The sequence below is a fragment of the Pseudomonas sp. LRF_L74 genome (genome assembly GCF_965644255.1).
Taxonomy (GTDB): domain Bacteria; phylum Pseudomonadota; class Gammaproteobacteria; order Pseudomonadales; family Pseudomonadaceae; genus Aquipseudomonas.
The window spans coordinates 104,976-123,561 of record NZ_CBFFRH010000003.1; the positions used below are offsets into that span (position 1 = coordinate 104,976).

General features: G+C 61.6%; 21 protein-coding genes. 2 read left to right on the forward strand and 19 right to left on the reverse strand.

The window, feature by feature from the left end; translation table 11 throughout:
• Positions 1-53: 53 nt before the first annotated feature.
• The 3 genes from ACSZPK_RS09085 to ACSZPK_RS09095 form a co-directional block, all read right to left on the reverse strand.
• Positions 54-2,438, reverse strand: coding sequence for a TonB-dependent siderophore receptor (locus ACSZPK_RS09085; RefSeq protein WP_437881132.1), 2,385 nt, complete (start codon positions 2,436-2,438; stop codon positions 54-56).
• A gap of 64 nt (positions 2,439-2,502) precedes the next feature.
• Positions 2,503-3,477 (reverse strand): FecR domain-containing protein, encoded by a 975-nt coding sequence (locus tag ACSZPK_RS09090; protein WP_437881133.1) that lies wholly within the window; start codon positions 3,475-3,477, stop codon positions 2,503-2,505.
• Positions 3,474-3,980 carry a sigma-70 family RNA polymerase sigma factor gene (locus tag ACSZPK_RS09095; RefSeq protein WP_437881134.1) on the reverse strand — a complete coding sequence of 169 codons (507 nt, stop codon included), beginning with the start codon at positions 3,978-3,980 and terminating at the stop codon, positions 3,474-3,476. Before ACSZPK_RS09095 ends, ACSZPK_RS09090 begins: the two co-directional genes overlap by 4 nt.
• Before the next feature lie 150 nt (positions 3,981-4,130).
• Here ACSZPK_RS09095 and ACSZPK_RS09100 point away from each other — a divergent pair, with 150 nt between their 5' ends.
• Positions 4,131-4,496, forward strand: coding sequence for a VOC family protein (locus tag ACSZPK_RS09100; protein ID WP_437881135.1), 366 nt, complete (start codon positions 4,131-4,133; stop codon positions 4,494-4,496).
• A gap of 44 nt (positions 4,497-4,540) precedes the next feature.
• Here the strand turns inward: ACSZPK_RS09100 and ACSZPK_RS09105 are convergent, their stop codons facing one another.
• From ACSZPK_RS09105 to ACSZPK_RS09120, 4 genes are all read right to left on the reverse strand, one after another.
• Positions 4,541-5,092: a DUF1285 domain-containing protein gene (locus ACSZPK_RS09105; RefSeq protein WP_437881136.1), complete on the reverse strand. Its 552-nt coding sequence runs from the start codon at positions 5,090-5,092 to the stop codon at positions 4,541-4,543.
• A 40-nt stretch (positions 5,093-5,132) separates the two neighbouring features.
• Positions 5,133-5,744 carry a DUF4823 domain-containing protein gene (locus ACSZPK_RS09110; RefSeq protein WP_437881137.1) on the reverse strand — a complete coding sequence of 204 codons (612 nt, stop codon included), beginning with the start codon at positions 5,742-5,744 and terminating at the stop codon, positions 5,133-5,135.
• A gap of 66 nt (positions 5,745-5,810) precedes the next feature.
• Positions 5,811-6,779, reverse strand: a complete 969-nt coding sequence (locus tag ACSZPK_RS09115; RefSeq protein WP_437881138.1) for a GTP 3',8-cyclase MoaA — start codon at positions 6,777-6,779, stop codon at positions 5,811-5,813.
• Positions 6,780-6,860: 81 nt separating this feature from the next.
• Entirely contained in the window at positions 6,861-7,499 is a 639-nt protein-coding gene (locus tag ACSZPK_RS09120) for a TetR/AcrR family transcriptional regulator (protein ID WP_437881139.1), read from the reverse strand.
• 77 nt (positions 7,500-7,576) lie between these two features.
• Between ACSZPK_RS09120 and ACSZPK_RS09125 the strand changes: the two genes are divergently transcribed.
• Positions 7,577-8,710 carry an aminotransferase class V-fold PLP-dependent enzyme gene (locus ACSZPK_RS09125; protein ID WP_437881140.1) on the forward strand — a complete coding sequence of 378 codons (1,134 nt, stop codon included), beginning with the start codon at positions 7,577-7,579 and terminating at the stop codon, positions 8,708-8,710.
• A gap of 268 nt (positions 8,711-8,978) precedes the next feature.
• Here ACSZPK_RS09125 and ACSZPK_RS09130 read toward each other — a convergent pair whose 3' ends face one another.
• The 12 genes from ACSZPK_RS09130 to rpmF all read right to left on the reverse strand — a co-directional run bounded on the left by ACSZPK_RS09130 (position 8,979) and on the right by rpmF (position 18,584).
• On the reverse strand, positions 8,979-9,764 hold the full coding sequence (locus tag ACSZPK_RS09130) for a TatD family hydrolase (protein WP_437881141.1): 786 nt from the start codon (positions 9,762-9,764) through the stop codon (positions 8,979-8,981).
• A 57-nt stretch (positions 9,765-9,821) separates the two neighbouring features.
• Positions 9,822-10,178, reverse strand: a complete 357-nt coding sequence (locus ACSZPK_RS09135; protein ID WP_068826636.1) for a PilZ domain-containing protein — start codon at positions 10,176-10,178, stop codon at positions 9,822-9,824.
• 42 nt (positions 10,179-10,220) lie between these two features.
• Entirely contained in the window at positions 10,221-11,210 is a 990-nt protein-coding gene (locus ACSZPK_RS09140; RefSeq protein ID WP_437881142.1) for a DNA polymerase III subunit delta', read from the reverse strand.
• The gene (gene tmk, locus ACSZPK_RS09145; protein ID WP_437881143.1) at positions 11,203-11,835 is read right to left on the reverse strand and encodes a dTMP kinase; all 633 of its coding nucleotides are present in this window, start codon (positions 11,833-11,835) and stop codon (positions 11,203-11,205) included. The genes ACSZPK_RS09140 and tmk overlap by 8 nt, the downstream gene beginning before the upstream one ends.
• Positions 11,832-12,893: an endolytic transglycosylase MltG gene (gene mltG / locus ACSZPK_RS09150; protein WP_437881144.1), complete on the reverse strand. Its 1,062-nt coding sequence runs from the start codon at positions 12,891-12,893 to the stop codon at positions 11,832-11,834. Before mltG ends, tmk begins: the two co-directional genes overlap by 4 nt.
• A 3-nt stretch (positions 12,894-12,896) precedes the next feature.
• On the reverse strand, positions 12,897-13,709 hold the full coding sequence (gene pabC, locus ACSZPK_RS09155) for an aminodeoxychorismate lyase (RefSeq protein ID WP_437881145.1): 813 nt from the start codon (positions 13,707-13,709) through the stop codon (positions 12,897-12,899).
• Complete coding sequence (fabF, locus tag ACSZPK_RS09160; protein ID WP_437881146.1) at positions 13,709-14,953, reverse strand: beta-ketoacyl-ACP synthase II; 1,245 nt, start codon at positions 14,951-14,953, stop codon at positions 13,709-13,711. The genes pabC and fabF overlap by 1 nt, the downstream gene beginning before the upstream one ends.
• Positions 14,954-15,108: 155 nt before the next feature.
• Positions 15,109-15,342, reverse strand: coding sequence for an acyl carrier protein (gene acpP / locus ACSZPK_RS09165; protein ID WP_437881147.1), 234 nt, complete (start codon positions 15,340-15,342; stop codon positions 15,109-15,111).
• 226 nt (positions 15,343-15,568) lie between these two features.
• A complete protein-coding gene (fabG, locus tag ACSZPK_RS09170; RefSeq protein WP_437881148.1) occupies positions 15,569-16,309 on the reverse strand; it encodes a 3-oxoacyl-ACP reductase FabG in 741 nt (246 codons plus the stop codon).
• Positions 16,310-16,327: 18 nt separating this feature from the next.
• Complete coding sequence (gene fabD, locus ACSZPK_RS09175) at positions 16,328-17,266, reverse strand: ACP S-malonyltransferase (protein ID WP_437881149.1); 939 nt, start codon at positions 17,264-17,266, stop codon at positions 16,328-16,330.
• 121 nt (positions 17,267-17,387) lie between these two features.
• Positions 17,388-18,398 (reverse strand): phosphate acyltransferase PlsX, encoded by a 1,011-nt coding sequence (gene plsX / locus ACSZPK_RS09180; RefSeq protein ID WP_437881150.1) that lies wholly within the window; start codon positions 18,396-18,398, stop codon positions 17,388-17,390.
• A gap of 3 nt (positions 18,399-18,401) precedes the next feature.
• Positions 18,402-18,584 carry a 50S ribosomal protein L32 gene (rpmF, locus tag ACSZPK_RS09185; protein ID WP_037048542.1) on the reverse strand — a complete coding sequence of 61 codons (183 nt, stop codon included), beginning with the start codon at positions 18,582-18,584 and terminating at the stop codon, positions 18,402-18,404.
• Positions 18,585-18,586: the final 2 nt, after the last annotated feature.

Here is an 18,586-nt window from a genome sequence, read left to right on the forward strand (position 1 = left end):
CAGTTGCCTCATAGCAGGCACTTCTGCCAAAACGGAAACAGCCCCCCAGAGCCTCAGTTCTCGTAGCGCAAGGTAATCGCGAAGTTGCGCGGCGCGCCGAAGTAGTTGCCACCACTGCTGTCGTACACCGACGAGTAGTACTTCTTGTCGAAGGCATTGTTCAGGTTGAGCTGCACACTGACACTGTCGCTGACCCTGTAGTGAGCATTGAAGTCCACGAGGTTGTAGGCGCCCTGCTCGACCGCGCCACGATAGATGCGGCTCTGGTGGTAGACGTTGCCGCCCACGCGCCAATCCTGCAGCGGTCCGCGTAGCTGATAGGTACTCGCCAGCTTGAACAGGCGTTGCGGGCCGGTTTCGGTGGCGTAGAGGGTGCCCTTCTTGGTCCCGGTGACATATTCCGGGTGGCTGTAGGTGTAACCGAGCACACCATTCCAGCCCGACAGGATCTCGCCACTGACCTCCACATCGAAGCCACGGTTGCGCACTTTGCCGCCCTCCTCGTAGCAACGCGAGGATCGGCCAGGGCCACAGACTCTCGGCGAGCCCACCACTTCATCCGGCATATGGGCGAGGTCGACCTGGAACAGGGCGATAGCAGTATTCAGGCGACCGTCGAGGAACTCATTCTTCAAGCCCACTTCGTAGTTGCTGCCAGTCATCGGTTGGAGCAGTTTGTTGGCTACGTCGTAGTTGTCTTGCAGCTTGTAGATTTCGGTGTAGCTGGCATACAGCGAAGTGGCCTCATCGAGGTCGTAGACCACACCGGCGTAGGGAATCAGCTTGGCGTTCTCGGTGAAACGGTCACTCTCATCCGGCCCTTTGGACTCGTAATCCACCCAGCTCATGCGGCTACCGGCAATCAGGTGCAGGTCGTCGAGCGGGTTCAGGCGTACGGCGCCATAAAGCCCCTCGTCTTTGCGCGTGTTGCGGTAGGCCATGCGCTCATAGGCATAGACCGGCGCGGGCACCGTTGCGGGATCGTAGGTCGGAATATCGACGGTGATCGAGTTGGCGTTGTAGCGCGATTCGTTGATCAGCCGGTCACGCCGGGCGCTGGCACCGAACACCAGCTCATGCTTGCGCCCGAGCAACTCGAAACGGCCATTGAGCGTGGCGTCGATGCTGGTCTGTGCCTGATCGTACTTGGTGTCGTTGGTGTAGAGCAGTGTGTTATCACCGGCCTGATGGTAGCCGTAGAACGCCAGGAAGTCGGCATTGGACCAGGTCGTGCTGGCGTTCACGGTCAGCTTCCAGTCGTCATTGAACTGATGCTTCACGTCCGCGAAGAGTGTGCGATTCAGCTTGTTCAGATGGTTCCAGTCGGCCGCCATGGAGGTCGAGCGCGAGAACGGATAAAAGCTGCCATCACTGCGTGTTGGCAAGCCGCCCCAGTCATAACCATCGTGATAGTCCCTCTGCAACACAGTGCCCAGGCTGACGGTGGTCGAGTCGCTCAGATCAGCCTCACCGATGGCATAGAACAGTTGATTGTCCTTCTCGGCACGATCGACGTAGCTGTTACCGGTGTTGTAGAGCACTACGGTACGTCCGCGTAGCGTGCCCTGCTCGTTCAACGGCCCGCCCACATCGACCTGGGCACGGTAGTTGTCCCAGGAACCGGCGCTCACCTCAGCCTTCAGCTTGTAGCTGTCGGTCGGCCGCTTGCGCACCAGGTTGATCGCCGCTGACGGATTGCCAGCGCCCTGTAACAGGCCATTGGCGCCACGAACGACTTCCACCCGGTCGTAGATGGCCATGTTGTTGCCGGACAGCACGTCCATGGAGAAGTCTTCGGAGATACTGCTCGGCACACCGTCGAACTGCAGGTCGCTGACCTGGAAGCCCCGTGAGTAATACAAAGGCCGCTCGGTGCCGTAGCCTTTGACGGTGTTCACCCCCGTCGCCGCTTTGACCACGTCCTCCAGGGATTGCATGTTCTGGTCGTCCATCTGCTGGCGCGTCACTACGCTGACCGATTGCGGCGTTTCCCGCAGCGACAGGCCGAGCTTGGTCGCCGTGCTGGTCAGGCCGGTGGTGTAGGAACCGGTATCTTCGGTGGTCGCGCCCAGCAGCGTTCCACCCACGGTGGTAGCGCCCAGTTCCAGCGCGCCCTGTTCAGCGGCCGGGTACAGATTCCAGGTGCCGCCTGGCGTGACGCCCAGGCGCAAGCCGCTGCCCTGCAAGGCCTGCTCGACAGCCTGTTGCTCGGTCATTTCGCCCTGGATGGCAGGCGCTTGTTTACCACGCAGCAGTTCGGGCGTTACCGACAGCACATGGCCGGTTTCCCGGGCGATGCGGCTCAGGGTTTCGCCCAGGGGCGCGGCGGGAATGTCGAAGACCTGGCGCGCGCCCTCGGCCAGGGCATAGGGAGACAGGCTGCTGCCGAGTGCGATGGCCAGGGCAAGCAGGTTGGGACGAAGCGATGTGAATGACATGAAGGTTGGCTCGTTATGGTTACTTCACAACGAGGACACCCGAAATGCGAAACACCCTCATGCGTTATTGCACATCGATACGGGTCAGCCAGAAACCCATGGTTTCGACACGGATCGGCAAGGTCTCGGCCAATGAGCGCAAGGTCCTGTCCACGTCATCCAGCGGGAAGGTGCCATAGACACGAATCCGCGCCGCCTCAGGACTGACACGCAACAGGCCGGTGCGGTAAGGACGCAGGGCGGCGATCAGGTCGCCCAGCGGCTCATCGCGCATTTCGATACGCCCTTCCAGCCAATCCACACACGTGCGCAGCGAAGGTTCGACGAACGTTCCGCCCTGACGGTCGAAACGCAGTGCCTGGCCACTTTCGACACGCAGCGCAGCCCCCATTTCAGGCGTCATCAACACACTGTGTTGCTGCACCACGACCAGGCTCGAACCCGCCTCTTGGATCACCGTGAAACGCGTGCCCAGCGCACGCACTTGCCCCTCGCGGGTCATGACGATGAACGGCCGATTCACGTCAGCGGCGACGTCGACCTGCAACTCGCCCGCGCGTAATACGACGACACGCTGCTGTCCATCGAAGCGCAGATCGACAGCACTGCGTGCATTCAGGCTCAACTGGCTACCGTCAGCCAACGTGAATCGGCGACGCTCACCGGTAGAGGTGCGCCTATCGGCAAGCAGGTCCCCCAGGGGAGCCGCACGATTGGCCAAAGCAAGCCCCCCCGCTCCGAGCAGCACCAGCGCCAACCCCTTCCCCATCATGCTACGGCGCGACAATTGCGGCCCTGCGATCAAGGCCCGGCTCGCCATACGGGTGTGGCCTGGTTGCAGTTGCTCGATGCCTTGCAGGTCTGCCAAGGGCGCACTCAACAGACCGTTGACTCGCTGCCAGGCAGCCTGCTGCTGCACACCACTCGCCAACCATTGCTCGAATGCCTGCTGGATCGCTTGCTTGTCCGTCGCATTCTCAAGGCGCAGCAACCAATCCACCGCTTCAGCGTTGAAGCGGTCATCCGTTTTGTCGCTCATTCGGGGCGCTCGCTCAAACAGTGCAAGTAGGCACGGCGCAGATCACGCTCCACGGTGGCCAAAGACAGGTTCAATTGTGCAGCGATAACAGACTGGGAAAGACCTTCCAGGCGATGCAGGATAAATACGTGGCGGGCACGAACGGGGAGCCCATCCAGAAGCCGGTCGATCTGTTCGAGCGCTTCACGTACCAGCAGGCGCTCTTCTTCGCCGAGCACACAACCATCGACCTGCTGCGCCAGCTCTTCGAGATAGGCCCGCTCCAGTGCACGACGACGAAACAGGTTGATCAACAGACGCCGGGCGACAGTAGCGAGAAAGGCACGCGGCTCCTTGAGGCTGGGCAACTGCGGTGCGCCAAGCGCCCTGAGAAAGGTGTCCTGGGCCAAGTCGGCAGCATCGTCCGGGCATTGCACACGGCGATAGATCCAACTCCGCAGCCAGCGATGATTGGCGCTGTAGAGTTCGGCGAGGTTCGAGCGTGAATCGGCGGAGTCGGACAAGACGGCACCATGCACCAATGGTAATTACTCTCATTATCTACACGGCAGCACCAGACGCACAATCCCGGATAGCCGCTACGCGACATCGCCGTGGGCATTCGCTACTGCGTTTCGATAGACTCCCAGCTTCTTCGATTCACCGGAGCAGGCATGGAAAACCTCACCACCGTCGAACTCAAGGCATTCGTTCCGGCTAGGGATTTCGAGCGCTCCAAAGCCTTCTACCAGGCCCTCGGTTTCCAGATGCCCTGGAGCGATGAGCAACTGGCCTACTTTCACCACGGCAGTTGCAGCTTCCTGCTACAGAACTACTACGTCGAAGAACTGGCAAAGAACTTCATGATGCATTTGCTGGTCGAGGATGTGGAGGCCTGGTGGCGCCACGTCACCACTGAAAATATCGCCGAGCGTTTCGAGGTGCGCCTGTTGCCACCGGAAGATCGCCCGTGGGGCATGCGTGATTTCGTGATCGACGATCCAGCGGGTGTGCTCTGGCGGATTGGGCAGAACATTTGATCCGGTAGCAATTCGTCGATGGCGGAACGAGACGTGCAGGATCGCTAAACGAGACCGATCCTGAAAAACACACCCTTGCTCCAGACGCCCAGCCATTGCTGCCCGTCTATTTCACGGGGCACGGCCAATTCGACCAGTTGATAGAACACGTTGCGATGCACCAGCGCTTCGAGGTTGCTGCGCACCAGCAGGTAGGGCGAAGGTTCCTCGGTGTCGGGATCTATCTCGACCCGCAACGGATGTTCGGCGCTCGCCTCGATAAACTCGTCGACATTGCTGGTGAAGCGCAGCACCTGCCGCTCGCCCTGCCCTTCGACCTCGAGCAGCACCGCGACGAAAGGCGCGTCGTCGACCTTGATGCCGACCTTTTCCACTGGCGTAACCAGGAAGTAATCGTCGCCATCACGGCGAATGATGCTGGAAAACAGCTTGACCATCGGCTTGCGCCCGATGGGCGTCCCCAGGTAATACCAGGTGCCATCGCGGGCGATGCGCATGTCGATATCGCCACAGAAATCCGGATTCCACAGGTGCACCGGCGGCAGGCCCTTTTCCGTCTTGGGAATCTGCGCCAGCAGGTCGTTGGCCTGGCTCATCGTCTACTCCAGGGAAAGTATCGACGGCCAGTATGCCCAATCAACGCGAAGGCTGGCCAACGCCGAGCAGCCTCTGGGCATATTGATCGAATGGCTGGTGCAGCAAATCCTGGGGCGCATTGTCGTACATCGTCAGAATCCCACCGCGATTGCGGATACGCGCGTTATCGACCATATAGCGGGTGTTGGTCTCGATCAGCATCAACTGGATGACGCTGGTGTCGACGCCAAGACGGTCCAGCGCCTCTTCGTCCTCCCATTCCTCCATATTGCCGATGCGGTCATCGGCTGCGGCGAAGCGGGTGTAGAGCAAGTAGTGGGCGCCGACTGTACGCGCCTCGTTCATTGCCGCGTCCAGGCCTTCGGGCCCGGCCGCACGACGCACCAGCGGGAAGTATTCGACGAAGGCCTTGAACGCTTCCTCCGCGACGACGTTGGGCCTGGGGTAGCTCTTGCCCGGCGGAACGAACGGGCTCTGGGCGATGAACACGAAGGAGTCAGGCTGCAATCTCAAGTTATTCGAGCGGCGCGTATCGCTGTGGTCCAGCACGCCGGCATCACGCAGGTGATACTCGGCACTCGAGGCCATGTCGCTGACGTTCATGCAGCCACTCAATGCGGTCAGCGCCAGGGTCAGGAAAAAGCTACGCATCGAAGGTCCTCCAGGGCCGGCGACGGAAAACCGGCAGATAGCACCTCAATGCAGCTTCCGCGCCAATCAGCCGCCGATGATCTTCATGATCGTTGCACCGCCTGAAAATGCCACCTCCTGCTTGTCGCCAAGCGCTCGAACCAGCAGGCGCTGCAAGGCCGGGAAGGCCTCATGACGCGGCTTGTCCAGCAGGTCGCCGATGTAGTGGCGGTTACTCGACGACAGGCAACCATGCAGCCAGCCGGTCGAAGACAGGCGCAGGCGCGAGCAGGTCCGGCAGAACGGTACGCTCTCATTGGCGATGACACCGAAGAAGCCTCGACCGGGGATTTCATAGCGCTGCGCCGTGGCATCCAGCGGTGCGGATGCCTGGACGTAGGTATGGCGCTCGGCGATCAGCGCCAGCAGGTCGTCGAGGCCGAAGAACTGTTGCTGGAAACCATTGGCATCGCGCGCCAGATGGCCCATGCGCATCAGTTCGATGAAACGCAGTTCGAAGCCCCTTTCCAGGCAGTAGTCGAGCAACGGCAGCACCTGGTCATGGTTATGTCCATGCAGCGGCACCATGTTGACCTTGATCTTCATTCCCGCTGCCGCGGCTTCGTCCAGCCCGCGCAGCACAGTGGCAAGGTCGCCGCCTCGGGCAATGCCGCGAAAGCGCTCGGCGTCGAGGGTATCGAGGGACACGTTCAGACGGCGCAAGCCGTTATCCAGCAACACCGGCAGCTTGCGCGACAACAATTGGCCGTTGCTGGTCAGGCTGATGTCGTCCAGGTCCAGGCGAGCGACCTGGGAGAGAAAGTCGTCGAACTTAGGGCTGATCAGCGGCTCGCCGCCGGTGATACGCAGGCGTTCGATACCCGCCGCCTCGATCAGGTAGGCGACACCGCGCACTAGGGCATCGGCCGACAGCTCGTCCTGCGCCGCCACCAGCCGCTTGCCGTTGGGCACGCAGTAGGTACAGGCGTAGTTGCAGGCGGCGGTCAGGCTGACACGCAAATTGCGAAAACGTCGGCCTTGGCGATCAACGATCATGGCATGCTCCAGCGATATATGTGGCGCAGTATATCGCTGTTGCAGGCCGCGCAGAATCGACGCTAGACGCCTGGAACGAACTCAGATGGCCGGTGTTTCCGGGTCGCGCTTGCGCTTGTTGCCCATGCGCACGCCGATGTCCATGAGGAACTGGAAGAAACCTTCCTGATCCTCCAATACATTGCTCCAGAACGGCGAGTGATACAGGGCCACGGCCCCGTGCACCAGCGCCCAGGCCGCGCAGTAATGGAAGTACGGCGGCACGTCTTCGAGCTTGCCCTCGGCGATGCGCCCCTTGATCAGCAGGGTCAGCCGCTCGAAGTTGGAGGCGCGGATCGAATGAAGCTGCTCGACCATCTCCGGCACCTGATTACCCTTGACCACTTTCTCTTCGAGGCGGTCGAACAGACGGTAACGCTGCGGGTCGCGCATGCGGAACTCGAAGTAGGCGCGCGACAACGCCTCCTTGTCACGGTCGACATCGGCGGAATGCAGCAGCGTGTTCAGGTCCTGTTCGTAGTCGAGCATCAGGCGCAGGTAGATTTCCGCCTTGGACTTGAAGTGCTTGTAGATGGTGCCTTTGCCAATGCCGACGGTATCGGCAATCATCTCGACCGTAACGCTGTCTTCGCCCTCCTCAAGGAACAGCTTCAACGCGGTATCGAGGATCTCTTGCTCACGGCGGCGGAATTCACGGACTTTGCGTGGTTCTTTATTCATAAAGTGACTGCGAGAAGTAACTTTGAAGTTTCCAATTATGCCTACTCGGCATCAAATTGCACGGATCATTAGCCCTTATGTCGGAATTTGCCCACGAATTTCCGCAGGTTCCCGGCCTGCGCTATCTCAATCACGCAGCCGTGGCGCCCTGGCCAAAGCGCACGGCAGACGCGGTCAAGGCCTTCGCCGAGCAGAATGTACTGATCGGCGCACGCGATTATCCGGACTGGCTGGTGCTGGAAAATCGCCTGCGTGAGCGTCTCAGACAACTGCTCAACGCCCCGAGCAAGGCCGATATCGCCCTGGTCAAGAATACCTCGGAGGCCTTGTCCTTCGTGGCCTTCGGCCTGGACTGGCAAGCCGGTGAGCAGATCGTCATCAGCGACGAGGAGTTTCCTTCCAATCGCGTCGTTTGGGAGGCCCTAGCCCCGCTCGGCGTCGAAGTCATTCAGGTCAGCCTGCGCGGCGACGATCCCGAGGCAAACCTGTTGGCCGCCTTTACCCCACGAACGCGCCTGCTGGCGATCAGTGCCGTGCAGTACGCCAGTGGCCTGCGCCTGGACCTGCAGCGCCTCGGCGAAGGCTGTCGCCAGCACGATGTGCTGTTCTGTATCGATGCCATCCAGCAACTCGGTGCCCAGGTTTTCGACGTGCAGGCCAACGGCTGTGCATTCGCCATGGCCGACGGGCACAAATGGATGCTCGGCCCGGAAGGACTCGGTGTGTTCTATTGCCGCGCCGATCTGCGCGCACGATTGAAACTGCATGAATACGGCTGGCACATGCTGGAGAACGCCGGCAACTACGACAGCCAGGCCTGGCAGCCCGCGCGCAGCGCCAGACGCTTCGAGTGCGGCAGCCCCAACATGCTCGGGGCCATGGCCCTGGAGGCCAGCCTGTCGCTGCTCGAAGAAGTCGGCATGCCCCAGGTGGAAAGCGCCATCGAGGCCCGTATCGAGTATCTGCAACAGGGCCTGCAACGTATCGCCAACATTCGTCTGCACAGCCCACTGCAAGCCGAACGCCGTGCCGGCATCATCACTTTCAGCCTCGATGGCAGGAGCAATCAGGAGCTGTTCGCAGCGCTGAAGGAACGGCAGGTGGTCTGCGCCCAACGCGGTCCCGGCGTGCGCTTCTCGCCACACTTCTACACGCCATTTGCCGTGCTGGATGAAGCCCTGGCCGTCATACAACAGTTCGCAGGCGCCTGAGTGCTCAGCAGGCTCGCCAGTATTCCAAAATTGTTTAAGAAGTGAACAACAGACTGACAGGCACTGGCCATACTCAGAATGTCGGCGTGCCGCATGCCCCCCCTAAGTGCCGCGCCGGCATGGGCTACGCGTACCGTATGCCCGATTACTCCTAATGGTCTTGGCCCGGATTCATCCCCCGAGGATCCGGGCTTTTTTTGGGCATGGACTTGGGATCTGTCACCGTTTCGGCTTGAAGCTACAAGAGGGAACCGTGCTTGCGCCTGCTTCAACCCGCCACGCGGGCCAGGGGGAACAGGCGCTTGAAGTTCGCACTGGTCTGCTCGGCAAACACGTCGAAGTCCTCGCCGCGCAAGCGGGCCAGGAACTCTGCGACCTCGCGTACGTACTGCGGCAGGTTTGGCTTGCCTCGATAGGGAATCGGCGCCAGATAGGGGGAATCCGTCTCGACCAGCAGGCGATCGGCAGGCACTTGCCGGGCCACCTCGCGCAAGGCATCGGCATTGCGGAAGGTGACGATACCGGACAACGAGATATAGAAACCCAGGTCCAGCGCGGCCTTGGCCATCGCCCAGTCCTCGGTGAAACAGTGCAGCACGCCGGCCTGCGGCAAGGCCGCCTCACGCAGTAACGCCAGTGTGTCGGCACGAGCCGCGCGGGTATGCACGATCACTGGCAGGCCAGTGTGCCGGGCAGCTTGCAGGTGCAGTCGAAACGACGCCTGCTGCAACTCAGCCGCCTCGGGCTCGTAGTGATAATCCAGGCCAGTCTCGCCAATCGCCACCACATGGGGATCGTTCAGTTCGCCAAGCAACCAGTCCAGCGCGGGTTCAGCGCCGGGCTCAAGATCCAGCGGATGAATACCCACCGAACAATCCACATCGGCATAACGCGCCGCGATGCCCTTGACCGTCGCAGCGTTCTCGGCACTTACGCCAATGCACAGGAAATGGCCGACACCCTGGTTACGCGCGGCGTCCAGCGCAGCATCGAGCGAGCCGCCATGCAGGTCGAGATCGAGGCGGTCGAGGTGGCAATGGGAATCGATGAGCATGGGAATGTCTTAGGCTGGAAGAGAATCAAGTCTGTGGGCACGGCTTCCAGCTTGCCCTTACATGGTATGCGTCGGCCTGTCCGACTTCAGCGCGCCGGCCAGGTAGGTTTCGATCTTGTTGCGCGCGGTATTGTCGCCATCGTTGAACTGTACGCCGACTCCTGCGGCGCGGTTGCCCTGGGCACCTTTCGGGGTGATCCAGACGACCTTACCGGCAACCGGGATCTTCTCCGGCTCGTCCATCAGATTGAGCAGCATGAACACTTCGTCACCGAGCTTGTAGCTCTTGCTGGTCGGAATGAACAGGCCACCATTGCGGATGAACGGCATGTATGCGGCATACAGGACGGACTTGTCCTTGATGGTCAGGGACAGGATTCCGTTACGCGGGCCGAGATTGGGTGGCAAGCTCATGGATCTTCCTAAAGTCTGTTTACGACGCTCCGAGCCGGGATTCTATCTCGCAGTTGGCAGGCTTGCCCACTGCACGAGTAGCGCTTCGAGAAGCAAGACACTGTTCAGGTTGGCTTTTCCCAGGACTTTCTGGCGCTGTTGGAGCAACCAGTCCTGCATCGCCAGTAGTTTGGGCTGAGGTGTCTTGTCCGCCAGATACTGGACCACCTTGCGCATGTCTTCCAAGCCGAGGCCATTTTCGTCGCGGGTCAGTTGATAACGCAGCATCAGTTGCGCCCAGTCGCAGAACCAGTCGAACAGCATCGGCAACGGCAGCGCCTTCCAGCCTTCCGCGAGTTGGCTGGCGCCGGCCTGCTGTTTGAGCAGCTTCTTCACCCCGTCGACTACCGCAGCACGCTGATCACGCACGCCAGCCACATGCAGACGCAATGCCGTCAATGGCGAGCCTGCCGACAATGCCAGCAGCTCACTGCACTCGGCCTCGCCCAGTTCCGGCAAACGACTCTTGAGGAAAGCCTCGCTTTGCGACCTGCTCGGCAACGGACAGGCCTGCAACACGCAGCGGCTCTTGATCGTCGGCAACAAACGGCTCGGCTGATGACTGAGCAGCAACAGGATGGTTTCCCCTGCCGGCTCCTCCAGGCTTTTCAGCAATGCGTTAGAGGCAGCCAGGGTCATGTCTTCAGCGGGCGGCTCGGCAACCAGAACGACCTTGCGCCCTCCCAGTTGGGCAGTCTTGCTGACGAATGAGATCAACTCGCGGATATCGTCCACACCGACGGTTTTCTTGTCTTCCGCCGGCTTGAGCTCATAACGGTCCGGATGAGTGCCGGCAGCCAGCAAGTGGCACCCCTTGCAATCACCACAGGCATCGAGCCCCGGTTTATGGCACAGCAGGCGCGCCATCAGGCGCTCGGCCAGGTCGCGCTTGCCGATCCCGGCCGGCCCGTGCAGCAGATAGGCGTGAGCGTACTGCTGGCGGCTCGCCAACTGCTGCCAGAGGTTTTCCTGCCAGGGATAGGCCTCAGCCACGGATGCGCTCCAGAATCTCCGGCAACAGACCATCGATAGCGTGTTGTACGTCGCTCAACGTCTGGGCCGCATCCAGCACACGATAACGCTCGGCCTCCGCCGCCGCATGACGCAGGTAGGTCGCCCGGACAGCTTCGAAGAAAGCTCGCCCCTCCTGCTCGAAACGATCCAGTTTGCCCCGTGCCGCCGCGCGGGCAAGGCCGACCTCGACCGGCAGATCGAAGACCAGGGTCAGGGATGGGCGCAACGCGCCCTGGACAAAGGACTCCAGCAACGCGATCCGCGACTCGTCCAGGCCACGGCCGCCGCCTTGGTAGGCGTAGGTGGCATCTGTAAATCGATCACACAGCACCACATCGCCGCGGGCCAGGGCAGGCCGGATCACCTGGGCCAGATGCTGGGCCCGAGCGGCGAACACCAGCAGCAACTCGGTATCGCTGGCCATGTTCTCTTCGCTCGGAGCCAGGAGCAGCTCGCGAATACGCTCGGCCAGCGGCGTACCGCCTGGCTCACGGGTCAACACGACATTGAGGCCTTGCTCACGCAGGCGCTCGGCCAGGTACTCGCGGTTGGTGCTTTTACCGGCGCCTTCCGGGCCTTCGAGGGTGATGAACAAACCGCTCACGGGGTTTCCTTCTTGTCCTTGGGCTGCGGGGCCGGGCTCGATCGGTAGTCGGCACGTCGCTTCAACTGGTACTGCGCAACCGCACGATTATGTGCTTCGAGGGTATCGGAGAAGACGTGGCTACCATCCCCACGGGCAACGAAATACAGGCTCTTGCCGTCCTGTGGGTTGAGCGCAGCGTGGATGGCCTCACGCCCCACCAGGGAAATCGGCGTCGGCGGCATGCCGTCGATCTGGTAGGTGTTGTAGGGGTTCACTTCCTTCAGATGGGCACGGCTCAACTTGCCTTGGTAACGCTCGCCCAGGCCGAAGATGACCGTGGGGTCGGTCTGCAAGCGCATGCTGGAGGCCAGGCGCCGGATGAAAACCCCGGCGATCTGTGCACGCTCTTCGGGCACGCCGGTTTCCTTCTCCACCATCGAGGCCATGATCAAAGCCTCGTCGGCTTCCTTGTAAGGCAGGTCGGCAGCACGTTTCTGCCATTCCTCATCAAGCACGCGATCGAGATGCTCCTTGGCCTGCCTGAGCAGCTCGAGGTCGCTCATGCCACGGATATACCGATAAGTGTCCGGGAAGAAACGCCCTTCCGGGCTGAGCCCCGGGTAGCCAAGGCGCTCCATCAGGGCCTTGTCATCGAGTTCGGCGAGTTCCTGCTTGAGCGCCTCCTGTTTGGCCAGTGCTACGCGTACCTGACGGAAGCTCCAGCCCTCGACCAGGGTGATGCTGTATTGCACCACTTCGCCACGCACCCACATACCCAGCAGATCGCGTGCAGTCTGGCCAGGCTTGAGACGGTATTCGCCACTATGCAGGGCCTGACGGTTCAACTCCATGCGCCAGTACTGGCGCAGCCAGAAGGCGCCGTCGATTACACCATCGGCCTCCAGGCGCTTGAGCGCGCCACCAGGCGTGGAGCCAGGCGCCACGTTGATTACCTGCTCCTGATCCAGTTGCAGCGGCTGCTCCAGCGCAGCATGCAGACGCCACGCAGCGAAGCCGAGCGACAGGGCCACCAATAGCACGCAACTGGCCAAGGCCAGCAATACTTTGCGAATCACGAATCAGGAATCCAGAAGACTGCGAAGACTGGCCTGCAGTTTACGGGTCAGCGTCCCCACCGGCCAGCGCTGTTCGGCCAAGGCACGAACCGGCCAGATGCCGTAGAGGCTATTGCACAGGAAGACCTCTTCGGCAACCAGCAACTCATCGATGGGCAGGTCACGGATGGTCACAGGAATGGCCATCGCCCGTGCGCGCTCGATCAGTTCGGCGCGCATTACCCCCGCCACGCCACAACGGCTGAGGTCGGGCGTCAGCAACTCGCCATTGCGGACGATGAACAGGTTGCTGAACACACCCTCGACCACATGGCCGTGCAGATCGCACACCAAGCCTTCGGCATAGCGTGCCTCCTGCCACTCACTGCGGGCCAGTACCTGTTCGAGGCGATTAAGGTGCTTGAGACCGGCCAGCAGCGGCTGGTGAGCCAGGCGCGTGGCACAGGGAAAGAGCTCGACGCCGTCGCTCGCGTGCCCGGCCGGATAGGCTGGTGCGGGGCTCCCCTGCAGAATGCGCCGTGGCGGATTGTTCGATGCCGCATAGCCACGCTGCCCATCACCACGGGTGACGATCAATTTGGCGACGCCATCGCCCAGCAGCTCGGCGAAACGCAGCAGTTCCGCTTCGACAACGGCAAGGTCGAGGGCGATGCGCAAGCGTGAGCTGCCCTCGGCAAGGCGTGCCAGATGACGGTCCAGCAGGCGCGAACGCCCACCGCGCACAGCGATGGTCTCGAACAGTCCATCGCCGTAAGCCAGGCCACGATCCACCAGGGGCAGCTGGCTGGCCGGCTCACCGTTGATCCAGCTCGGCATCAACCCTTGAACCGGCTGAAGATCAGCGAGCCGTTGGTGCCACCGAAACCGAAGGAGTTGGACAGCACCGACTCGATTGCCACGGAACGCGCCTCGTGGGGAACGAAATCGAGGTCACAGCCTTCATCCGGCTCGTGCAGGTTGATGGTCGGCGGAGCAACCTGGTCGCGGATGGCCAGGATGCTGAAGATCGCCTCGACCGCCCCGGCAGCGCCAAGCAGGTGGCCGGTCATCGACTTGGTCGAGCTGACCGCCAGCTTGTAGGCATCGCCGCCGAACACTTTCTTCAGCGCCGATGCCTCGGCCATGTCGCCAGCCGAGGTCGAGGTACCATGGGCATTCACGTACTGCACCTGATCAGTGTTGAGGCCGGCATCACGCATGGCGTTGGCCATGCAGCGAGCGGCACCGGCGCCATCTTCGGGAGGCGAAGTCATGTGGAACGCATCGCCGCTCATGCCGAAACCGACCAGCTCGGCATAGATGGTCGCACCACGCGCCTTGGCATGTTCCAGCTCTTCGAGAACCAGGGCACCGGCACCATCGGACAGGACAAAGCCATCGCGGCCCTTGTCCCATGGGCGGCTGGCCGCGGCGGGATCGTCGTTACGCGTGGACAATGCCCGGGCAGCACCGAAACCACCGATACCGAGTCCGCAGGTGGCCATCTCGGCGCCCCCGGCAACCATCACGTCAGCCTCGCCATAAGCGATGTTGCGCGCCGCCATGCCGATGCAGTGGGTACCTGTGGTACAGGCGGTCGCCACGGCGTAGTTCGGTCCCTGAAGCCCCAGGTGGATCGACAGGAAGCCGGAAATCATGTTGATGATCGAACCTGGCACGAAGAACGGCGAGATACGCCGTGGGCCTTGTTCGATCAGAGAACGGCAGTTGTTCTCGATGTTGGTCAGGCCGCCGATGCCGGAACCCAGGGCGACGCCGATGCGCTCACGGTTGGCATCGGTGACTTCGAGACCGGAATCGCGCATGGCCTGGAAGCTGGCCGCCAGACCGTACTGGATGAACAGGTCGAGTTTGCGGGCCTCTTTGGCACCGAGGTATTCCTCGACGTTGAAACCACGCACCGAGCCGCCAAAACGGGTGGAGAACGCGGAAAGGTCCATGTGTTCGACCAGAGCGATACCACTGCGGCCCGCCAGGATTCCCTGCCAGCTGCTGGCAACATCGGTGCCCAGCGGCGAAAGCATGCCCAGGCCTGTAACCACGACGCGTCTACGCGACACTGCGAATTCCTCTTCTTCTGTGAAACAGCAGACCCGGCAGAGTCTTCTGCCGTTTCGGCACGAGTCGTGGCGAAACGGCAACAGCCCTTAAAGAAAAGCCGCACGCCCCGAGAGGCAGTGCGGCTTTTCCGGGTCCGAAAACCGGACTAGATCAATCAGCCGTGGGCGTTGATGTAGTCGATGGCTTCCTGAACGGTGGTGATCTTCTCAGCCTGCTCGTCCGGGATCTCGGTCTCGAATTCCTCTTCCAGAGCCATCACCAGCTCGACGGTGTCAAGGGAGTCGGCGCCCAGGTCTTCTACGAAGGAAGCGCTGTTGGTGACTTCCTCTTCTTTAACGCCCAGTTGCTCGGCGACGATTTTCTTGACGCGTTCTTCGATGGTGCTCATGTCTCGTTTTCACTCCTATGGAAAAATCCGCTGCAGCTGAGTGCCGCAGTGTATAGAAAGGGTTTTCTAACTTTCAAGCCAGTCGCCTGGCGAGCAGAGTTCGCCTTTCATAACTTTTTGTTTGTCGGTTGCACTTTTGTGCCCGACTGTAGGGGCTGCCAACACGCCGAAAACGCTGACAGCCCTCCTTTAAACCGGCTGTATGACAGATTCCTGATGAATCAGGTCACATGTACATGCCGCCGTTGACCGGTACGGTCGCCCCTGTCACGTAAGCCGCGCCCTCGGAGGCCAGGAAGCCCACGACTTTAGCGATCTCTTCGGCCTGACCGAGGCGGCCGAGCGGAATCTGTGTCAACAATGCCTCGCGCTGCGCTTCCGGCAGCTCGCGCGTCATGTCCGTATCGATGAAACCAGGCGCTACCGAGTTTACCGTAATTGCCCGCGACCCCACCTCACGCGCCAGGGCACGACTGAAACCCTCCAGTCCCGCCTTGGCCGCCGCGTAGTTGGCCTGGCCGGCGTTGCCCATGGCACCCACCACCGAACCGATGCTGATGATACGCCCCCAGCGCGCCTTGGTCATGCCGCGCAGCACGGCCTTGGACAGGCGGAACAGGCTGTTGAGGTTGGTATTGATGACGTCGAACCACTCTTCGTCCTTCATCCGCAGCATCAGGTTGTCGCGAGTGATGCCGGCGTTGTTGACCAGAATGGTGATCGCGCCGAAATCGGCCTGGATCTTTTCGATCACGCTGTCGACCGACTGCGCATCGGAGACGTCCAGCGCCAGGCCGATACCCTGCACGCCATTGGCCTTGAGGGCCTCGCTGATGCGCTCGGCACCGGCTTCAGTGGTGGCGGTGCCGATCACGGTGGCGCCCTGGCGCCCCAGTTCGAACGCGATGGCCTGGCCGATGCCACGGCTGGCGCCGGTTACCAGTGCGACTTTGCCTTGCAGACTCATAGAATTCTCCTTGCTCGATCAGGCCAGCGCCGCACGAACAGCCGCGAAGGCTTCCGGCGTGTCCAGGTTATGGGTGTTGATGCCTTTGACGCAGCGCTTGTTGAGGCCGGACAGGACCTTGCCCGGACCGCACTCGACCAGCTCGGTGACACCTTTATCAGCCAGGCTGACCATGCTCTCGACCCAGCGAACCGGACTGTAGAGCTGCGCCAGCAGGTCATTCTTAAGGGTTTCCAGATTCGCAGGCACGGCCGCGCTGACGTTCTGCACCAGGGCAATGCCCGGCATCTGCCAGTCCAGGGCGGCAACCGCCTCGGCGAACTTTTCCGCAGCCGGGCGCATCAACGCGCAATGGGACGGCACGCTGACCGGCAGCGGCATGGCGCGCTTGGCGCCACGTGCCTTGCAGGCCTCGATGGCACGCTCGACAGCAGCGGCGGCACCGGCGATGACGACCTGGCCCGGTGCGTTGAAATTCACCGCACTGACCACTTCGCCATTGGCCGCCTCGGCGCAGGCCGCCAGCACATCGGCATCTTCCAGGCCGAGGATGGCAGCCATGCCGCCCTGCCCCGCCGGGACAGCCTGCTGCATCAACCGACCACGCAGCTCGACCAGCTTCACTGCCTCGGCGAAACCAACGCTACCCGCCGCGACCAGGGCCGAATACTCGCCCAGGCTATGGCCGGCGACGAAAGCTGGCGCAATCCCCCCCTCGGCCTGCCACAAGCGCCACAGGGCGATGGATGCGGTCAGGATCGCCGGCTGGGTCTTGTCGGTCTGATTGAGCTGCTCTTCCGGGCCGCCCTGGGTCAGCGCCCAAAGGTCGTAGCCCAGCGCGTCGGATGCTTCGGCGAACGTGTCGAGCACCAGCGACTGTTGCGCACCGTGATCGGCAAGCATGCCCAGCGATTGCGACCCCTGGCCGGGGAAAACGAAAGCGAGGGAGTTAGGCATCGGGACGTTCCCTATGGTGTTCATTTGATAGAAGCCCGGCACGCTGCCGGACTGCGGAATTGTCATTTGATGACCCGACACGGCCCAGGGTCACAGTGTGAATTTCAAGGAAAACAACTCCTTACAGGAGCAAGTGTTCCAAACGGCTATGCAGACGCTGCGGAAGATTCTCACGAATCTCCATGTGCGCCAGCCTGATCGCACTCTGAAAGCCCTCCACGCCGGCAGCGCCATGGCTCTTCACCACGATGCCCTGCAGGCCGAGAAAACTGGCGCCATTGTGGCGCGCCGGCGACAATTCGCCGCGCAGACGACGCAGCAACGGCAGCGTCGCCGCCCCGAGGATTCGCGAGAACAGATTCTCATCGAACAGCGCCTGGATCCGCGCCGAAATCATCGAAGCCAACCCCTCGCTGGACTTGAGCAGAATATTGCCGACAAAACCGTCGCACACCACCACATCCGCCTCGCCGCGATAAAGGCCATCGCCTTCGACAAACCCTATGTAGTTCAGCCCCCGCGCCTGCTGCAGCAGGTTGGCGGCCAGCTTGACCTGCTGGTTGCCCTTTATCTCTTCGGTACCGACATTCAGCAAAGCCACACGCGGGCGACTCACACCAAGAGACTCCGCCGCGACAGCGCCCATTACCGCGAACTGGTAGAGGTGCTCGGCGCTGCAATCTACATTGGCCCCGAGGTCAAGCAGATGACAAATGCCCTTGGCGGTCGGCACCGCACTGACCATCGCCGGCCGATCAATGCCTGGCAGGGTCTTTAGCAGGTAACGCGACAAGGCCATCAAGGCCCCGGTATTACCGGCACTGACACAGGCAGCAGCGCGCCCCGTACGCACCAGATCGAGCGCCACGCGCATGGAAGCATCGGGTTTGCCACGCAAGGCCTGCGAGGGCCGCTCATCCATGCCGATCACCTCGCTGGCATGCTCGACATGCAGGCGCGCGCAATCCACGGCAGGGTGCCGGGCAAGGATTTCTTCGATCAGAGAGGAATGGCCGACGAGGACCAGATGAAGCGAGGGGAATTCAGCCAGACAGGCGACGCTGGCTGGAACAATGCAGTGGGGACCGAAGTCCCCACCCATTGCATCGATCGCGATCAGCGGAGCGGACAAGGATTACTCGTCAGCGCCCTTGTCGATCACTTTGCGACCACGGTAAACGCCTTCCGGCGAAACGTGGTGACGCAGGTGCACTTCACCGGTGCTCTTCTCAACGGACAGAGCACTGGCCTCGAGAGCGTCGTGGGAACGGCGCATGTCGCGAGCGGAGCGGGATTTTTTGTTCTGCTGAACAGCCATAA